Source organism: Ruminococcus flavefaciens (assembly GCF_900143025.1).
GTDB classification, from domain to species: Bacteria; Bacillota; Clostridia; order Oscillospirales; family Ruminococcaceae; genus Ruminococcus; species Ruminococcus flavefaciens_I.
On sequence record NZ_FRCT01000002.1, the window covers coordinates 184,410 to 200,215 of the forward strand.

General features: G+C 41.2%; 17 protein-coding genes. 14 read left to right on the forward strand and 3 right to left on the reverse strand.

Translation table 11 applies throughout. The features are described from left to right. Positions 1–2: 2 nt before the first annotated feature. The 12 genes from BUB28_RS03025 to BUB28_RS03080 all read left to right on the forward strand — a co-directional run bounded on the left by BUB28_RS03025 (position 3) and on the right by BUB28_RS03080 (position 9,289). Positions 3–395, forward strand: a complete 393-nt coding sequence (locus BUB28_RS03025) for an OadG family transporter subunit (protein ID WP_072948581.1) — start codon at positions 3–5, stop codon at positions 393–395. 2 nt (positions 396–397) lie between these two features. Then, complete coding sequence (locus tag BUB28_RS03030; protein ID WP_072948583.1) at positions 398–799, forward strand: biotin/lipoyl-containing protein; 402 nt, start codon at positions 398–400, stop codon at positions 797–799. A gap of 13 nt (positions 800–812) precedes the next feature. Beyond that, entirely contained in the window at positions 813–2,030 is a 1,218-nt protein-coding gene (locus BUB28_RS03035) for a sodium ion-translocating decarboxylase subunit beta (RefSeq protein WP_072948586.1), read from the forward strand. A gap of 133 nt (positions 2,031–2,163) precedes the next feature. Next, positions 2,164–2,925, forward strand: coding sequence for an alpha/beta fold hydrolase (locus BUB28_RS03040; RefSeq protein WP_072948589.1), 762 nt, complete (start codon positions 2,164–2,166; stop codon positions 2,923–2,925). A gap of 175 nt (positions 2,926–3,100) precedes the next feature. After that, positions 3,101–4,321 (forward strand): phosphoglycerate kinase, encoded by a 1,221-nt coding sequence (locus BUB28_RS03045; protein ID WP_072948592.1) that lies wholly within the window; start codon positions 3,101–3,103, stop codon positions 4,319–4,321. Between the two features lie 71 nt (positions 4,322–4,392). Then, complete coding sequence (locus tag BUB28_RS03050) at positions 4,393–4,617, forward strand: hypothetical protein (RefSeq protein ID WP_072948594.1); 225 nt, start codon at positions 4,393–4,395, stop codon at positions 4,615–4,617. A 6-nt stretch (positions 4,618–4,623) separates the two neighbouring features. After that, positions 4,624–5,400: a triose-phosphate isomerase gene (tpiA, locus tag BUB28_RS03055; protein WP_072948596.1), complete on the forward strand. Its 777-nt coding sequence runs from the start codon at positions 4,624–4,626 to the stop codon at positions 5,398–5,400. Between the two features lie 53 nt (positions 5,401–5,453). Next, complete coding sequence (gene gpmI / locus BUB28_RS03060) at positions 5,454–6,974, forward strand: 2,3-bisphosphoglycerate-independent phosphoglycerate mutase (protein ID WP_072948598.1); 1,521 nt, start codon at positions 5,454–5,456, stop codon at positions 6,972–6,974. Between the two features lie 148 nt (positions 6,975–7,122). Continuing rightward, the gene (locus BUB28_RS03065) at positions 7,123–8,172 is read left to right on the forward strand and encodes an FAD:protein FMN transferase (protein ID WP_072948611.1); all 1,050 of its coding nucleotides are present in this window, start codon (positions 7,123–7,125) and stop codon (positions 8,170–8,172) included. Further along, entirely contained in the window at positions 8,165–8,521 is a 357-nt protein-coding gene (locus tag BUB28_RS03070; protein WP_072948614.1) for a NusG domain II-containing protein, read from the forward strand. Before BUB28_RS03065 ends, BUB28_RS03070 begins: the two co-directional genes overlap by 8 nt. 1 nt (position 8,522) lies before the next feature. After that, positions 8,523–9,023 carry a Gx transporter family protein gene (locus tag BUB28_RS03075; RefSeq protein WP_072948617.1) on the forward strand — a complete coding sequence of 167 codons (501 nt, stop codon included), beginning with the start codon at positions 8,523–8,525 and terminating at the stop codon, positions 9,021–9,023. A gap of 44 nt (positions 9,024–9,067) precedes the next feature. Further along, the gene (locus BUB28_RS03080) at positions 9,068–9,289 is read left to right on the forward strand and encodes a hypothetical protein (RefSeq protein WP_072948619.1); all 222 of its coding nucleotides are present in this window, start codon (positions 9,068–9,070) and stop codon (positions 9,287–9,289) included. Positions 9,290–9,314: 25 nt separating this feature from the next. Here BUB28_RS03080 and BUB28_RS03085 read toward each other — a convergent pair whose 3' ends face one another. After that, positions 9,315–9,830 (reverse strand): cob(I)yrinic acid a,c-diamide adenosyltransferase, encoded by a 516-nt coding sequence (locus tag BUB28_RS03085; protein WP_072948622.1) that lies wholly within the window; start codon positions 9,828–9,830, stop codon positions 9,315–9,317. Positions 9,831–9,943: 113 nt separating this feature from the next. On the opposite strand from BUB28_RS03085, the gene BUB28_RS03090 reads away from it, so the two are divergent. Both BUB28_RS03090 and BUB28_RS03095 read left to right on the forward strand, forming a co-directional pair. After that, positions 9,944–10,732 (forward strand): HAD family hydrolase, encoded by a 789-nt coding sequence (locus BUB28_RS03090; RefSeq protein ID WP_072948625.1) that lies wholly within the window; start codon positions 9,944–9,946, stop codon positions 10,730–10,732. 191 nt (positions 10,733–10,923) lie between these two features. Then, positions 10,924–12,141, forward strand: coding sequence for a 6-phosphofructokinase (locus tag BUB28_RS03095; protein ID WP_072948627.1), 1,218 nt, complete (start codon positions 10,924–10,926; stop codon positions 12,139–12,141). Positions 12,142–12,226: 85 nt separating this feature from the next. Here BUB28_RS03095 and BUB28_RS03100 read toward each other — a convergent pair whose 3' ends face one another. Next, positions 12,227–15,055, reverse strand: coding sequence for a glycoside hydrolase family 9 protein (locus BUB28_RS03100; protein ID WP_072948629.1), 2,829 nt, complete (start codon positions 15,053–15,055; stop codon positions 12,227–12,229). A gap of 76 nt (positions 15,056–15,131) precedes the next feature. Next, positions 15,132–15,434, reverse strand: coding sequence for a YerC/YecD family TrpR-related protein (locus BUB28_RS03105; protein ID WP_072948631.1), 303 nt, complete (start codon positions 15,432–15,434; stop codon positions 15,132–15,134). Positions 15,435–15,806 lie beyond the last annotated feature (372 nt).

Below are 15,806 nucleotides of genomic sequence, written 5' to 3' on the forward strand. Positions count from 1 at the left end.
GTATGTTTGATAATCTCTTGGTTTCTGCCGCTGTTGAGAAGGCTGAAGAAATGTCTATAGCCGATGCAGGTTTAACCGCAGTATTTGGTTATGCTGTAGTTTTTATAGGACTTGTTATCCTTATGATCGTCCTCAACTGCACAGGTGCATATTTCAAATCGAAGGACGCTAAGGCAAAGGCTGCTGCCGATGCTGAAGCTGCAAAGAAGAAAACAGCCGCTCCTGCTGCTGTTGAAGCAAAGCCTGAACTTCCGCTTGCACCCGGTTCGGCAGGTCATGTTAAGCTCTTTGACGTTCCTGATAAGGAAGCTGCTATGATAATGGCTATCGTTGCCGATAAAATGCAGAAGCCGCTCAATGAGCTGCACTTTATTTCCATTAAGGAGGTCAAATAATCATGAAGTATAAAGTTACACTTAACGGTAAGACTTATGAGGTTGAAGTAGAGCAGGGAAAAGCTGTTCTTCTTGATGAATATGAGGCACTTGCACCTGCACCGGCAGCAGCTCCTGCAGCCGCAGCAGCTGCCCCTGCTGCAGCACCCGCAGCTGCACCTGCACCGGCAGCTCCTGTAAATCTTGCAGCAGGCGAGACTGTTACAGCTCCTATGCCCGGTAATATCATCAGAGTTGATGTTGCTCAGGGCGATACAGTAAAGTCCGGACAGATACTTGTTATTCTCGAAGCTATGAAAATGGAAAATGAAATCGTAGCTCCTAAGGACGGTACAGTTGCTCAGGTAGTTACAAGCAAGGGTTCTGTAGTTGACACAGGTGCTCCTCTTGTTGTTATAGCATAAGGAGGGCGTGTAAATGGATATTCTTGAGACCCTAAAAACTCTTTGGGAAAGCTCGGGCTTCCATAGCTTTCTCATAGACGGGGGCTGGAAGAACCTTGTAATGATATTAATTTCATGTGTTCTTCTCTACCTCGGTATCAAGAAGAAGTTTGAACCGCTTCTTCTTGTAGGTATCGCATTTGGCTGTCTCCTTGTAAACCTTTCATATTTCGGCAGCGGTTCTACAGATGCACTTTACCACCTTGATCTTTGGGATAACTTCCTTAATCCCGAACATGAAGATTATCATAGCTATGGTGCTATAATGGCGCACGGTGGACTTCTTGATATTCTTTACATAGGAGTTAAGGCAGGTATATATCCTTCGCTCATCTTCATGGGCGTAGGTGCTATGACAGACTTTGGTCCGCTTATTTCAAATCCTAAGAGCTTGCTTCTCGGTGCTGCTGCTCAGATGGGCGTATTCCTTGCGTTCTTCGGTGCTGTATGCCTTGGCTTTACAGGAAACGAAGCTGCTTCCATCGGTATCATTGGTGGTGCTGACGGTCCTACAGCTATCTTCCTTACAACAAGACTTGCACCACATCTCCTTGGACCTATTGCTATCGCAGCTTACTCCTACATGGCTCTTATCCCTATGATACAGCCGCCTCTTATGAAGCTCCTTACTACAAAGAAGGAGAGAGAGGTAAAAATGGAGCAGACTCGTGTAGTATCAAAGACAGAGAAGATCATTTTCCCGATCATTGTTGCTATGTTCGTAATACTTCTTCTTCCGTCAACAGCTCCTCTCGTAGGCTGCCTTATGCTTGGTAACCTCTGGAGAGAGTGTGGAGTTACAGAAAGACTTTCCGATACAGTTCAGAATGCTCTTATGAACATCGTAACAGTATTCCTTGGTATTTCTGTTGGTGCTACAACAGCTGCTGAGCGTTTCCTTTCACTGGAGACTATCAAGATCATAGTTCTTGGTCTTACAGCATTCTGCTTCTCAACTGTAGGCGGACTTCTTGTCGGCAAGATCATGTATAAGCTTTCAGGCGGCAAGATCAATCCTCTTATCGGTTCAGCAGGTGTTTCAGCTGTTCCTATGGCAGCCCGTGTATCACAGATGGAAGGTCAGAAGGCTAATCCTTCAAACTTCTTGCTCATGCACGCTATGGGACCGAACGTTGCAGGCGTTATCGGTTCAGCTATCGCAGCAGGCTTCCTTCTTGCAGTTTTCAAGTGATAATTCACGGAAGATAATAATATATAAAGTCATAGTGTTTTGTTAAATATCAAAATGCTATGACTTTTTTATTGACATAGTGTATCAGATTATGTATAATCAATTCATAAAAAGTATGAACGGAGGATAGGCTATGAGCTATTTTACTTTTGACGGCAAAAATGTCTTTTATGAGGAATCAGGCGTTGGAACACCGCTGCTTTTAATGCATGGCAATACAGCATCTTCAAAAATGTATAATGAAATATCTAAGAGATATGCTTCTGATTTTAATGTGATAATGATTGACTTTCTTGGACACGGACGCTCCGATAGGCTCAGTGAGTTTCCGACCGATTTGTGGTTTTATGAGGCACAGCAGGTCATATCTTTCCTGCGTTATAAGGACTATAAGAACGTGTATATAATAGGGAGCAGCGGCGGTGCGATCGTTGCTCTGAACGTTGCACTCGAAGCACCGGAGCTTGTCGGAAAGATCATTGCTGACAGTTTTGAGGGTGAAAAAGCTGATAAAAGATTTACACGGCAGCTTATTATGGACAGGAACAAAGCTGTAAATGATGATGCAGCAAGAGGATTTTTTGAGTATATGCATGGTTCTGATTGGAAAAATATAGTTGAAAATGATACAGAAGCTATTATAAGGCACGAAAAAGAGATAGGAAATTTCTTTCACAAGCCCCTGAGTGAATTAAAAGCCGATCTGATGCTTACAGGAAGTAAAAAAGACAGCTTTATGTATAAAATATCTGATAACTATTATGAAACTGTATATAGTCAGATACTCAAACAAATTCCACACGGTAAAATGCACCTGTTTGAAAGCGGGGATCACCCTGCTATCATCACAAATTCCTTGTTGTTTTATGACATTAGTATGGATTTTTTTAATTAGAACAGGGCATTTTTTCTATATTAAAGCAGGTCATAAATATTTTTCATGTTTAACATGAAAAATATTACGGAAATACTTGCAAAATTTCTTAGAATAGTGTAAAATAGTATTGTACGTTGTTAATTATATAACAACAGCTAAGAATTGTATTTTATTACGAAAGGATGTCATACCAATGGCAGGATTAAACAAGGTTACTGTAGAAGACATTAACGTTAAGGGAAGAAAGGTACTCGTAAGAGTTGACTTCAATGTTCCTATGAAGGACGGCGTTATCACAAACGATAACAGAATCCAGGCTGCTCTTCCAACTATCAATAAGCTCGTTGAGAACGGCGCAAAGGTAGTTCTTTGCTCACATCTCGGCAAGCCAAAGAACGGTCCTGAGGCTAAGTTCTCACTTGCTCCTGCAGCAAAGAGACTTGGTGAGCTCGTAAAGACAAATGTTATTTTTGCAGCTGACGATACTGTTGTAGGCGACAATGCAAAGAAGGCTGTTGCTGCAATGAAGGACGGCGAGATCGTTGTTCTTGAGAATACACGTTTCCGCGGCGACGAAGAGACAAAGAACGGCGAGCAGTTCTCCAAGGAGCTTGCTGATCTTATCGACGGTGAAGTATTCGTTATGGACGCTTTTGGTTCTGCTCACAGAGCTCATGCTTCAACAGCAGGCGTTACTAAGTTCGTTAAGGAAACTGCAGTTGGTTATCTCATGCAGAAGGAGATCCAGTATCTCGGTAATGCAGTAGAGGTTCCTGTAAGACCGTTCGTTGCTATCCTCGGTGGTGCTAAGGTTGCTGACAAGCTCAATGTTATCTCTAACCTCCTTGAAAAGTGTGATACACTTATCATCGGCGGCGGTATGGCATATACATTTATAAAGGCACAGGGCGGCTCTATCGGTAAGTCACTCGTTGACGAAGAGAAGCTTGACTATTGTAAGGAAATGCTTGCAAAGGCTGAGAAGCTCGGCAAAAAGATCCTTCTCCCTGTTGATACAGCAGTTGCTGCATCATTCCCTGATCCTATCGACGCAGAGCTTAGCGTAGAGTATGTTGACGCTGATAAGATCCCTGCTGACAAGATGGGACTTGATATCGGACCTAAGACAGCTGCTATCTTTGCTGAAGCTGCAAAGAACGCAAAGACTGTTGTTTGGAACGGTCCTATGGGCGTATTCGAGAACCCAACTCTCAAGAAGGGCACAGTTGCTGTTTGTGAGGCTCTTGCACAGGCTGACGCTACAACTATCATCGGCGGCGGTGACTCTGCTACAGCTGCTATCCAGCTCGGTTTTGCTGACAAGATGAGCCACATCTCTACAGGTGGCGGTGCTTCACTTGAATACCTCGAAGGCAAGGTTCTTCCTGGTGTTGCAGCTATCGCTGAAAAGTAATTGAATTTATAAACAGGGCGGGTAGAGATATTCGCCCTTGTTTCAGTATCAAAGAAAAGGAAATAACCGTAATGGAAGCTATCAGAAAATTTAAAGAGGAAAACGGCGAAAAGGTTTTTCTCTATGTAATTATAGGATTTCTTGCAGGTGTAATTGTCGGACTTTTATTATCTCCTGTAAAAAATGGAATTGCAATCGGAAGCTACAACGGTGCGAACAATCAGTTCAAAAACTCAAATAATATTGAGAAAAAAGATAAAAAGTGCTGTAAAAAGCATAAATGTAATAAGGAGTAATCAGTAATGAATAAGTCATTAAGAAAGGCAATCATTGCCGGAAACTGGAAAATGAACAAGACTCGTCCTGAGGCTAAGGAGCTTCTCGAAGCAATCAAGCCTCTCGTTGCTAATGCTGATGGCAAGATCGAGGTCATCGCTTGCGTACCTTTCACAAATCTTGAAACTGCAATCAATACAACAGCAGGCAGCAACGTAAAGATCGGTGCTGAGAATGTACACTTTGAGAAGAGCGGTGCATTCACAGGTGAGATATCAGCTGATATGCTCACAGAGCTCGGAGTTGAGTATGTTGTTATCGGTCACAGCGAGAGAAGACAGTATTTCGGAGAAACAGATGAAACTGTAAACAAGAGAACACTTGCTGCTCTTAATGCAGGTCTCAAGCCTATCGTTTGCGTTGGCGAGCTCAAGTGGGAGCGTCAGTGCAACATTACAGAAGAAGTTATCGCTCGTCAGATCAAGCTTGATCTCTGGGACGTAACAGCTGAGCAGGTTAAGAATGTTGTTATCGCTTACGAGCCTGTATGGGCTATCGGTACAGGTCTTACAGCTACACCTGATCAGGCACAGGAAGTTTGCGCATTTATCCGTGCACAGCTTGCTAAGAAGTACGATCAGGCTACAGCAGATGCTGTAACTATCCAGTATGGTGGTTCTATGAACGCCGGCAATGCTGCTGAGCTTCTTGCACAGCCTGATATCGACGGTGGTCTTATCGGTGGTGCTTCACTGAAGGCTGCTGACTTCAATACAATCGTACAGGCAGCTGTTAACGGCTAATAAATCTAAAAGGGCGGATAATATCCGCCCTTAAATATGAAAGGAAAATTCATATGTCAAAGAAACCCGTAGCACTTATAATCATGGACGGCTTCGGATACAATCCCGATACATACGGCAACGCTATAGCTGCTGCTAAGAAGCCTAATCTTGATAAATACATGGCTGAGTGCCCTAATACTATAATCGGCGCAAGTGGACTTGATGTAGGTCTGCCTGACGGTCAGATGGGTAACTCTGAAGTAGGACACACAAATATCGGCGCAGGACGCATTGTTTATCAGATGCTCGTTAAGATATCCAAGGATATCAAGGACGGAACATTCGAGAGTAACAAGGCTATTCTTGGAGCTATGAATAACTGCAAGGAAAAAGGAAGCGCTCTTCATCTTATGGGACTTCTTTCACCTGGCGGTGTTCACAGCCACATGGAGCATCTTTACGGTATCGTAGAAATGGCTAAGAAGAATGGACTTGATAAGGTTTATATTCATGCTTTCCTTGACGGAAGAGATGTTCCTCCTTCATCAGCTGCTGAATATATGGAGGAGACAGTTGCAGAACTCAATAAGATCGGTCTTGGTAAGATAGCTACTATCTCAGGACGTTTCTATGCAATGGACAGAGATAATGCTTGGGACAGAGTTGAAAAGGCTTATGCTGCTCTTGTTTACGGCGAAGGCGTTCAGGAAACAGATCCTGTACAGGCTATAAAGAACTCTTACGCAAATGAAGTTACTGATGAGTTTATGCTTCCTACAGTTATCGCAGGCGGAGCACAGATCAAGGCTGATGACAGTGTTATCTTCTTTAACTTTCGTCCTGACAGAGCAAGACAGATAACACGTTCATTTGTTGATCCTGATTTTGCAGGATTTGAAAGAAAGAACGGATTTTTCCCTGTTAACTTTGTTTGCATGGCTCAGTATGATGCAACTATGCCTAATGTAACTGTTGCATATCCTCCTGAGCAGCTTACAATGACAATGGGCGAATATCTTTCAAAGCTCGGAAAAACTCAGCTCCGTATCGCTGAAACACAGAAGTATGCACACGTTACTTTCTTCTTTAACGGCGGTGAGGAAAAGCAGTTTGAGGGCGAGGACAGAATACTCATAAAGTCTCCTGATGTTCCTACATTTGACCTCAAGCCTGAAATGAGCGCGTATGAAGTATGCGATGCAGTTTGTGAAGCTATCGACTCCGATAAGTACGATGTTATCATACTTAACTATGCTAACTGCGACATGGTAGGTCATACAGGTGTATTTGATGCTGCTGTAAAGGCTGTTGAGGCTACAGATACCTGCGTTGGACGTATGGTTGATAAGATACTTGCTAAGGGCGGTGCTGCTCTTATTACAGCCGATCACGGTAATGCTGATAAGATGATGGAGCCTGATGGAAGTCCATTTACTGCACATACAACAAATCCTGTTCCGCTTATTGCTGTAGGAGTTGAAGGTACTCTTGCAGAGGGCGGTGTACTTGCTGATCTTGCTCCTACAATGCTTGATATTATGGGAGTTCCACAGCCTGCTGAAATGACAGGAAAGAGCTTACTTAAAAAATAATTTATTAAAGCGGATCTTTTGATCCGCTTTTCTATTGACAAATCAGTTTGGTTATGATAACATTATATCTGGTTGTTTAAATTTTGCATTCATATGCAAGCAATGATAAATAAATTATAATTGTTAAGGTCGTTTTAGGAGATAAAATATGTCGATCAAAAGAAATGGTATTGCAATTATCCTTTTTTCCTTTCTTTTTTTATACAGCTGCGGAAAAAGCAGCAATTCACAAGTAAAAAATAATAAAACCGATCCTGTCGTAAGAGATGTATTTGCAATGGATACATATATGAGCCTGAAGGCATATGGAAATGAAGCTGAACAAGCGATCGAAGATTCGGAAAAACGTATTTTCGAGCTTGAAAATGAACTTTCCACTACATTGGATAGTAGTGACATATGGAAGCTCGATAATTCTAACGGTGAATCGATAAGTGTATGCGATGATACTCTTACTCTTATACAAAAAGCTCAGGAAATCGGAAACAAAACCGACGGAGCACTTGATATTACAGTTTATCCTGTCTTGAAAGAATGGGGCTTTACAACAGGAGATTACAAAATCCCTGAAAAAAACAGGCTGTCTGAGCTTCTTAAAAATGTTGACTATAATATCATCTCAGTAAAAGGCAATAGTGTTTTTTTGCCCGAAAATGTACAGATCGACCTCGGAGCACTTGCAAAAGGCTATACAGGTGACGAAATAATGCAGATAATGAAGTCTCACGGCGTAACTTCTGCTATTGTAAGTCTTGGCGGAAATGTTCAGGCACTCGGCAGCAAAACAGACGGCTCTGCATGGAAGGTATCTGTAAGGGATCCTTTTGATAGCGAAAGTGATATGTGTATAGTTGATATTATAGGTAAAGCAGTTATCACATCTGGAAATTATGAGCGTTTTTTCTATGGGGATGACGGCAATAAATATTGGCACATAATTGATCCTGATGACGGATATCCTGCTGACAACGGACTCGTTTCAGTTACAGTTATAGGTGATAACGGCCTTGAATGTGATGCTCTCTCCACGGCGTTTTTTGTTCTTGGATATGATGGAACAATTGATTATCTGCGTTCAGATCCTAAGTATGATGTGATTTTAGTCACTGATGATAAGAAAATATACTATACCGACGGACTCGAAAAAAGTTTTCAGAATATAAGTGGAATGCCTGCGGAGGTGATCTCTGTTGACTAAAGGAGTTAAACTGCTTATAACAGTGGTGGCTGTTTTATTTATCGGCTCTATTATATGGGTCATATTAAGTCACAGGGCATCAGAAAGCACTTATGTCGAGATAGTTCAGAATAATAAGGTTATATATACCTTTGATCTTTCAAAGGAAAAAGACAGAACTTTTCGTATAGAAGATAATAATGGCGGCTGGAACGAAATAAAAATCGAAAACGGCAGGATAAGTATATCCGACGCGGATTGTCCGGATCATACCTGCGTAAAAACAGGTGTATTAAAATCGGAAACAATGCCAATAGTTTGCCTGCCGCACAAACTTGTTATACGTTTTTCCGAGAAGGAGCAGAGTTGATATGAAAACAAAAAGACTCGCCGAGCTTGCACTTCTTACAGCTGTTGCCCTGATTATTTTTATTATAGAGCTTCGTATCCCGAACCTTGTTGCTATCCCCGGAGTTAAGCTCGGACTTGCAAATATCATAACAGTATATGCCGTTTATAAATACAGTGCCAAAGAAGTTGCAATGGTCGTTTTCTCCCGTGTTCTTCTTGGCTCAATATTCGGTGGCAATATTTCTGCTATAATTTACAGTATGGCAGGAGCTGTAATGTGCCTTATAGGTATGCTTGCAGTAAAAAGGATAGTACCTGTCAATTATATATGGCTCAGCAGTATAATCGGAGCAATATTACATAATACAGGACAAATAATCATAGCGATAATTATTATGAGATCATTCGCTGTTATGTATCATTATCCCTATCTTATTATATCGGGCTGTATTGCAGGTGCATTTACAGGAATATGCGCCCAGCTTCTGATAAAAAGAGTATTTGCAAGCAAAAGCAGTTGAAAATGGCGATAAAATATGTTATAATGGTCATTGAGGTGAAATAAATGAATCCAATGAACGTGTTTAAGCTGAAGTCGCTTCTTGAGAGATTTAAAGAAAACCACCCTAAGGTACCTCTTTTCTTCAAAGCGGCAGTTGGCAGTATACAGGAGGGAAGTATTATCGAAATAAAGGTAATTACTCCTGAAAACAAATCTATAGTTACCAATATGAAAATTAATTCGGAAGATCTTTCCTTGATCGAAGAATTGAAAAATATGCAGTAAAAAAGCTGCCGCAAAAAGCGGCAGCTTAATATTCTATCCCTTTTCGGGCACATATTCCTTTTTCAAACGGGTGCTTTACAGCTGACATCTCAGTGAGATAGTCGGCTTGTTTTTTTAATGCATCAGTTGGCATTCTGCCGGTCATTACGATTTCGCATTTATCAGAGCAATTTTTTATAAAATCGTCAGCAAGCTCAGTATCAACGAGTTTCTTATTATATGCGTCAATAAATTCATCAAGCACTATAAGCTGTACATTATCATAGAGCCGCATATCAGCAGCTTTTTTCAGCATTTCTGTGTGATATCTTGCAACATTGCTCTTTTCCTCATCATTCATTTCAAATGTAAACTTATTGCACATTTCACAGCACATTACTTCAATGTTATCCAGAGCGCTGAGAACAGATATTTCCGATGAACTGCCATTTTTTAGAAACTGAAAAAAAGCAGTCTTCATTCCCGCACCGCAGGCACGTACTGTAAGTCCTACAGCGGCTGTCGTTTTTCCTTTTCCATTTCCATAATATATATGCAGCATAACTTTTCACCTCTAAAATCATTATAGCATCTTGAACTTGTTTAATCAAGACTTGACAGCGTTTTTTTAAGGGATTATAATTATAAAAGATGTAAATTTCAAGGAGTGTTTAAATGAGTTCAATAATATTTTTTGACATTGACGGTACTCTTGTTACCGAAGACGAAAGAGCTATAATTCCCGACAGTACAAGAGAAGCTATAAAAAAGACAAGAGAGAAGGGAAATATAACCTTTATCAATTCCGGCAGAACAGCATTCAACATCAGCCCAAGAGTCAAAGAGCTTGGTTTTGATGGATATATATGCGGCTGTGGCACATACATAGAGTATAACGGAGATGTTATTCTTTCGAGTACTATCGAAAAGAAAAAATGCAGAGAAATTGCTGAGCTTATGCGCGAGTGTAATGTTACACCTGTGTATGAACATTCCGAAGGCTACTTTTTTGATGACAAAGCTCCGATGACCGACGGATTAAAATATTTCATGGAAGTTTTTGTCGATTCAGGAATAGATGTAACCGGCAGGGTAGAGGACAATAACTTTGGTTTCGATAAATTTGTGATATGGGTAAATCCCAAAAGTGATATGGAAAAATTCAGAAAAGAGATAGGTAAAGATTTTTCCATAATCGACAGAGGAGACGGATTTTTTGAAAATGTCCCTCTTGGATTTTCAAAGGCTACAGGAATACAGCATATTCTGAATAAGCTGAATATCCCAATAGAAAATGCATATGCTATAGGCGACAGTGCAAATGATCTGCCAATGCTTGAAGCTGTTCCAAACAGCATAGCGATGGGCGGTGCAGAAGTAATATACCCCTATGTTTCGTATATAACCACGCCTATAGAAGAAAATGGAATAGCAAATGCGCTGTCTCATTTCGGACTTATTTGAATTCAATATAAGATCATATTAGGCGTTTATTGCTATTCTGGTCAAATATTGCGCTTTTTTGATAGTTTTTTTTGGCTCTAATTTGAATTGAAAAGTGCAAAATGCTATGTTATAATATTATTAAAGCCGCAATGGCAAATATTATGAGAGGGAATGGCTGAGTTTGGGATATACTCAGTCGAAATATTATTATGAATATAGCAGTTGCACAATCAGGTGGACCTACCTGCGCTATAAACGCTTCACTGGCAGGTGTTTACAGTGCTGCACAGCGTACTGAGAAAATCGACAAGGTTTATGGAGTCCTTAATGGTATAGAAGGTATCATAAACGAAGAGCTTGTCGATCTTTCAGAAAAGATCACAAGCGATGTAAGTTATCAGCTTTTGCTCAGAACTCCGTCAGCTGTACTTGGTTCGTGCAGAAAAAAGCTTCCTGATCACAAAGAAAAAAATGATATATATTACAGGATAACAGAAGTTCTCAGAAAGTACGAAATAGGTATGTTCTTTTATATTGGCGGAAATGATTCAATGGATACCGTTGCAAAGTATGCTGCATACCTGAAAGATATGGATATAAATGATATAAAGATCATTGGTATACCGAAAACTATAGATAATGATCTTTGCGAAACAGACCATTCTCCCGGATTTGGTTCGGCTGCAAAATATGTTGCTGCAACTGTTCAGGAAATAACAAGAGACAGCAATGTTTACAGTATTCCATCTGTTACCATTATAGAGACAATGGGACGTCATGCAGGCTGGCTTGCTGCTGCATCATGCTGTATCAGAGCAAACGGAGAGTCTGCGCCGCATCTGATATACCTGCCTGAAACAACATTCAGTATAGAAGGATTTCTTTCAGATGTAAAGGCTGAGATGAAAAAGCATCGTGCCGTTATAGTTGTAGTATCGGAAGGTGTTAAGACTGCCGAGGGAAAATTTGCAGCAGAAGAATATCAGTCCGGCCAGAAGGACGTTTTTGGTCACAGTTATCTATCAGGTATAGGCAAGTTCCTTGAAAAGCTTGTAGCTGCTGAGATAGGCTGTAAAGTACGTTCGATCGAGCTCAATGTAATGCAGAGATGCAGCTCTCATATAGCATCGCTTGAAGATATAAGGTCATCTGAGGCAATAGGTATGGCAGCTGTAAAGGCTGGACTTGATGGACAGACAGGCTGTATGATGACATTTGTAAGAGAGTCAAATATGCCGTACAGTTATAGAATAAGCTCTGTTGAAGCATCAAAGGCTGCTAATTCAGAAAAATTCTTCCCGCGTGAATGGATAAACGAAAAAGGTAATAATGTATTACCGCCTGCATACGATTATCTTATGCCGCTTATTCAGGGCGAGCTTCATGCAATAATGAAAAATGGTATGCCATTAAATTTTGTAATATAATATGAAAAAGCCTCTTAATAATAAGGAGGCTTTCTTATTTTTTATCGAAACAAGAAAAGCGGCTCATTCGAGCCGCTTTTTACTATTAAAGAGATTTTACATTTCCAAGAAGGAATTCCTGTATTCTAAGAGCGTCATTTGAGGTAAGACCCTTGCTTGATGTATCAACATCAGCATTCTTTTCGCCCTGCTCAGTAATACGGTTCTTATCTGAACCCTTTGAGCTGTACTTGTCAGGATTTGCAAGTGACTGCATGATAAGAACGATATCAGACATATCAACCTGACCGTCACAGTTTGCATCACCCTTTAAGCCCTTATCTTCAGTTGATTCCTTAGGACCTGTTGTAGGAACTACTGCCTCTGCTTTTGTTCCGTCAGGTTCTTCGCCCCAGATAAGCTTGTCATCAGCGTAAAGTGTTACCTTATTTGTAATAGCTGAAGCTGCATTATCGTCCTCGAAGCTTACGAGGTCATCGTAGCTGTAGTCGTTTGAAGAATCCCACTCAGGATAGATATTCTTGTCAGGATCCATCTTTGTAGTAAGAGCGAACTGATATACACGGCTGCCGTAGAACTTACAATCCTTCCATGTTACATCAACATAATATGTACCGTTGTCATCATACTTTACAGGATCTGAAAGAACAGCGTGTGACTTGTTGTTTGTATAACCTGCTTCCTGGTCATAGTCGATACGGGAAACGATATAATCAATGCCGTAGCCCTCGTCAATAAGCTCCTTGATATTGAAGTAGTATCTTGCCTTTACATCACATTCAAATCTTGGCGGATTTGTTGTTCTGTTGTGAAGAACGAGCTTGAGCTGAATACCGTCAGCCTTTTCCTGAGCTTTACCTGCTGATACAAAGTATCCAACAGGAAGCGGATCGCCGTTTTCGTCTACCTGATCGTAGCCGATAGCGTTCTCAGACATATTGAAGTCTTCAATGATGTGGTTTTCCTTTTCGTACTCCTTGCCCTTTGCACCGTAGTAGTGGTAAAGTCCTGCAAGGTCGCCGCAGAAGCCTGCGTTATAGTCATCAGTAACTTCGTTGTAGATGTAGTCCTTTGTTTCGTCAACGTGATTGTCCTTGAGGTCAGGACCGCCAACGAGAGCACCCCAGAGGGTGTGTACCTGAACTATCGGATCGTCCATGCTCTGTGTAGCTGAGCAGTGTGATGAACGATGATGTGGATGTGAAGCGAAGTTGTATTCATAACCTACTTCGTAAGAGTAACCCATAGGGTTCTTGCCAAGGATGTATTCCATCTGAGCCTTTGCCCAGGGGAGGAATGTTTCATCGCCTGTAGTCTTAGCGTATACACAAGCACAGAGACCTGCTGCTGTGTTGTAACGAGCTGAACCGTAGCCTGAAACAACTGCCCAACCGTTAGGTGACTTAGCAATGAAGTCGCCGCTTGTTTCGCTGTCAGGGAGTTCAGGGATCTTATCGCAAGTCATCGGCATATTCCAGAGATAATCGTCTCTGCCGAAGTACTTATGACCGTGAACAGGCTCATAGCCCCAATCAGAACAATCAGTTGTCTTAGAGCAGCCTGACCAGAACTCAAGGTTGTAACGGAAGATGTACCAGTCACGTGCGAGGTTTGTTACAGGAGCAAGCTTAGCGAAAACTCCGCCCCAAACAGTATCCCAGCAGTGAACCCAGATATTCTGCCAGCAGTTACCTGTATCAGTAATGATACGCTTCATATAGCCTGTGTAAGCGTAAGAAGGCTGCTGACCGGTCTGATTCTCTTCATCATATGAACCGCTGTCAGAAATTGGCTTAGAAGTATCAACTGCGATAATATCGTCTATATAATCATAGTTTTCTGTACAGTAGTAGAGCCATACAGCAGCCCATGCAAGCTCATCGTAGTCATAGCTTGATGTATAGAAGCCGCCGTCGTAACCAAGACTCGAGTTGCTTGGAACCATACCGGGCTTCCAATCCTCGATGTGAGTCTTTACAGCAAAATCGTAAAGAGCCTTAGCGTATTTAAGACACTTCTCAGCGTAATCAGGATCTGTATCCTTGAAGTTGAGGTAGTTGATAGCAAGTGAAGCAGAAGCACCTGCACACTGATCGGAAGCAGGCATTTCTTCTGTAGCGAAATAAGCAGGACGCTTAACAGCACATGATGAAGAAGCAACCATTGTGTTATCTACCTGAAGCTCAGGAGGACACCAGTAGTTATGGTCGTTGTTACCCTCTCCGACCTGATAACAATAAGCGATTACGTTATCATCTTCATCCATGAATGTAGCCTTCATGAAGTAGTCGTTGATCCAGCGAAGCTCGTCTTCAACGTGTTTCTGGAGACCCATATCTATATAATCGTCACGGAATTCATAATAACCCCAGCCAACAGTAGAAGCGGAGTAACTGCCTGGGAGACCGAACTTAACGTGGTCACCGGCATCGTGCCAGCCGCCTGTAAGATCAAGAGTACCGTTTCCGTCAGGATCGAGATATTTCTTGTTTGCGTCGATGAATTTCTGGCTCATGTTTACGCCTACATAGAGATTAGGATCATCGTCGCCGAGATTTGGCTTGGCTTTACCTTCGTCGCCCTGACCAAGACCCTGATCCGTTTTAAGCTGATCATCAGTTTTGCCCTTGCCGACTGTAGGCATCGGATTCATTGGCTGAAGCGGGATCTCAGCGTCGATAACGTGACAATTCGAACGCCATGAATAGTAACCGTCATCAGCAACCTCATCACCGCACTTGTTAGCATCGTAGAAGCACAGCGCAAGCTGTAAAGCCTCTGCGAAATTGTGGTAATTGTTTTCTTTGCCCTCAGTGATAACTGCGGCATTTGCGCTTGTGATACCGCACGAAAGAATCGTAGCGGCAGCAGACAAGCAGGCTAATGATTTTTTGAATATCTTCGCCTTTTTCATGTCAAATCTTCCTTTCGAGAGTAATTATTTCATGGGATTTTCTCGTGCCTCGGAGAAAAACCATAATAACCACAAATTATTTGAGCAGATTTTTCTTTTTCAGTCTGTCAAAAACAATATTATAGCCATCGTTTCCGTCTTTTAAAGAACGATTTACTCTGCTGATAGTAGCAGTACTTGCACCTGTTTCGGTAACGATACTGTTGTATACTCTGTGTTCGTCAAGGAGCTTTGCAACGTGAAGACGCTGAGCAAATGCCTTGAGTTCGATGCTTGTGCAGAGATCATCAAAAAATTTATAACAATCATCTACTGAGTCGAGTGTTAGAATAGCTTCAAAAAGCAGATCCATGCTGTCTGATTTTATTTTATCGATCATATTTAATTCTCCAATCTGCCAAAAGGCGTGTAAAACGATTTCTTACTTTACATTTTAACACATTATTCCGTAAAAGTAAAGACCTTTTCACTACAAAAACATACGGTATAAAAATGCTTTTATATTAAATAAGAAACAACACCTTTGTGTATATGATATCACATTCTCAACAAAAAGTAAAGAATATTTCTGAAAGATCGCAAAATTTGGGCATAGGCTCTAAAAATCCGCAAATTTTCATATGCAAAGTAAATACTTCCAAATTAAAAGACAACTTAAATTATGTGATGCGATAATTTTTTAATTACATATAGTATGATTTGGCTTATATATTTTCTTGTATTTTTTTCAAACTCAAACAAGGGGTTGAAT

Bases quoted from the DNA above. Each gene is read 5' to 3' on its own strand.
- BUB28_RS03025 (WP_072948581.1), top strand. From the start codon at position 3: ATGTTTGATAATCTCTTGGTTTCTGCCGCTGTTGAGAAGGCTGAAGAA.
- BUB28_RS03030 (WP_072948583.1), top strand. From the start codon at position 398: ATGAAGTATAAAGTTACACTTAACGGTAAGACTTATGAGGTTGAAGTA.
- BUB28_RS03035 (WP_072948586.1), top strand. From the start codon at position 813: ATGGATATTCTTGAGACCCTAAAAACTCTTTGGGAAAGCTCGGGCTTC.
- BUB28_RS03040 (WP_072948589.1), top strand. From the start codon at position 2,164: ATGAGCTATTTTACTTTTGACGGCAAAAATGTCTTTTATGAGGAATCA.
- BUB28_RS03045 (WP_072948592.1), top strand. From the start codon at position 3,101: ATGGCAGGATTAAACAAGGTTACTGTAGAAGACATTAACGTTAAGGGA.
- BUB28_RS03050 (WP_072948594.1), top strand. From the start codon at position 4,393: ATGGAAGCTATCAGAAAATTTAAAGAGGAAAACGGCGAAAAGGTTTTT.
- tpiA (WP_072948596.1), top strand. From the start codon at position 4,624: ATGAATAAGTCATTAAGAAAGGCAATCATTGCCGGAAACTGGAAAATG.
- gpmI (WP_072948598.1), top strand. From the start codon at position 5,454: ATGTCAAAGAAACCCGTAGCACTTATAATCATGGACGGCTTCGGATAC.
- BUB28_RS03065 (WP_072948611.1), top strand. From the start codon at position 7,123: ATGTCGATCAAAAGAAATGGTATTGCAATTATCCTTTTTTCCTTTCTT.
- BUB28_RS03075 (WP_072948617.1), top strand. From the start codon at position 8,523: ATGAAAACAAAAAGACTCGCCGAGCTTGCACTTCTTACAGCTGTTGCC.
- BUB28_RS03080 (WP_072948619.1), top strand. From the start codon at position 9,068: ATGAATCCAATGAACGTGTTTAAGCTGAAGTCGCTTCTTGAGAGATTT.
- BUB28_RS03085 (WP_072948622.1), bottom strand. From the start codon at position 9,830: ATGCTGCATATATATTATGGAAATGGAAAAGGAAAAACGACAGCCGCT.
- BUB28_RS03090 (WP_072948625.1), top strand. From the start codon at position 9,944: ATGAGTTCAATAATATTTTTTGACATTGACGGTACTCTTGTTACCGAA.
- BUB28_RS03095 (WP_072948627.1), top strand. From the start codon at position 10,924: ATGAATATAGCAGTTGCACAATCAGGTGGACCTACCTGCGCTATAAAC.
- BUB28_RS03100 (WP_072948629.1), bottom strand. From the start codon at position 15,055: ATGAAAAAGGCGAAGATATTCAAAAAATCATTAGCCTGCTTGTCTGCT.
- BUB28_RS03105 (WP_072948631.1), bottom strand. From the start codon at position 15,434: ATGATCGATAAAATAAAATCAGACAGCATGGATCTGCTTTTTGAAGCT.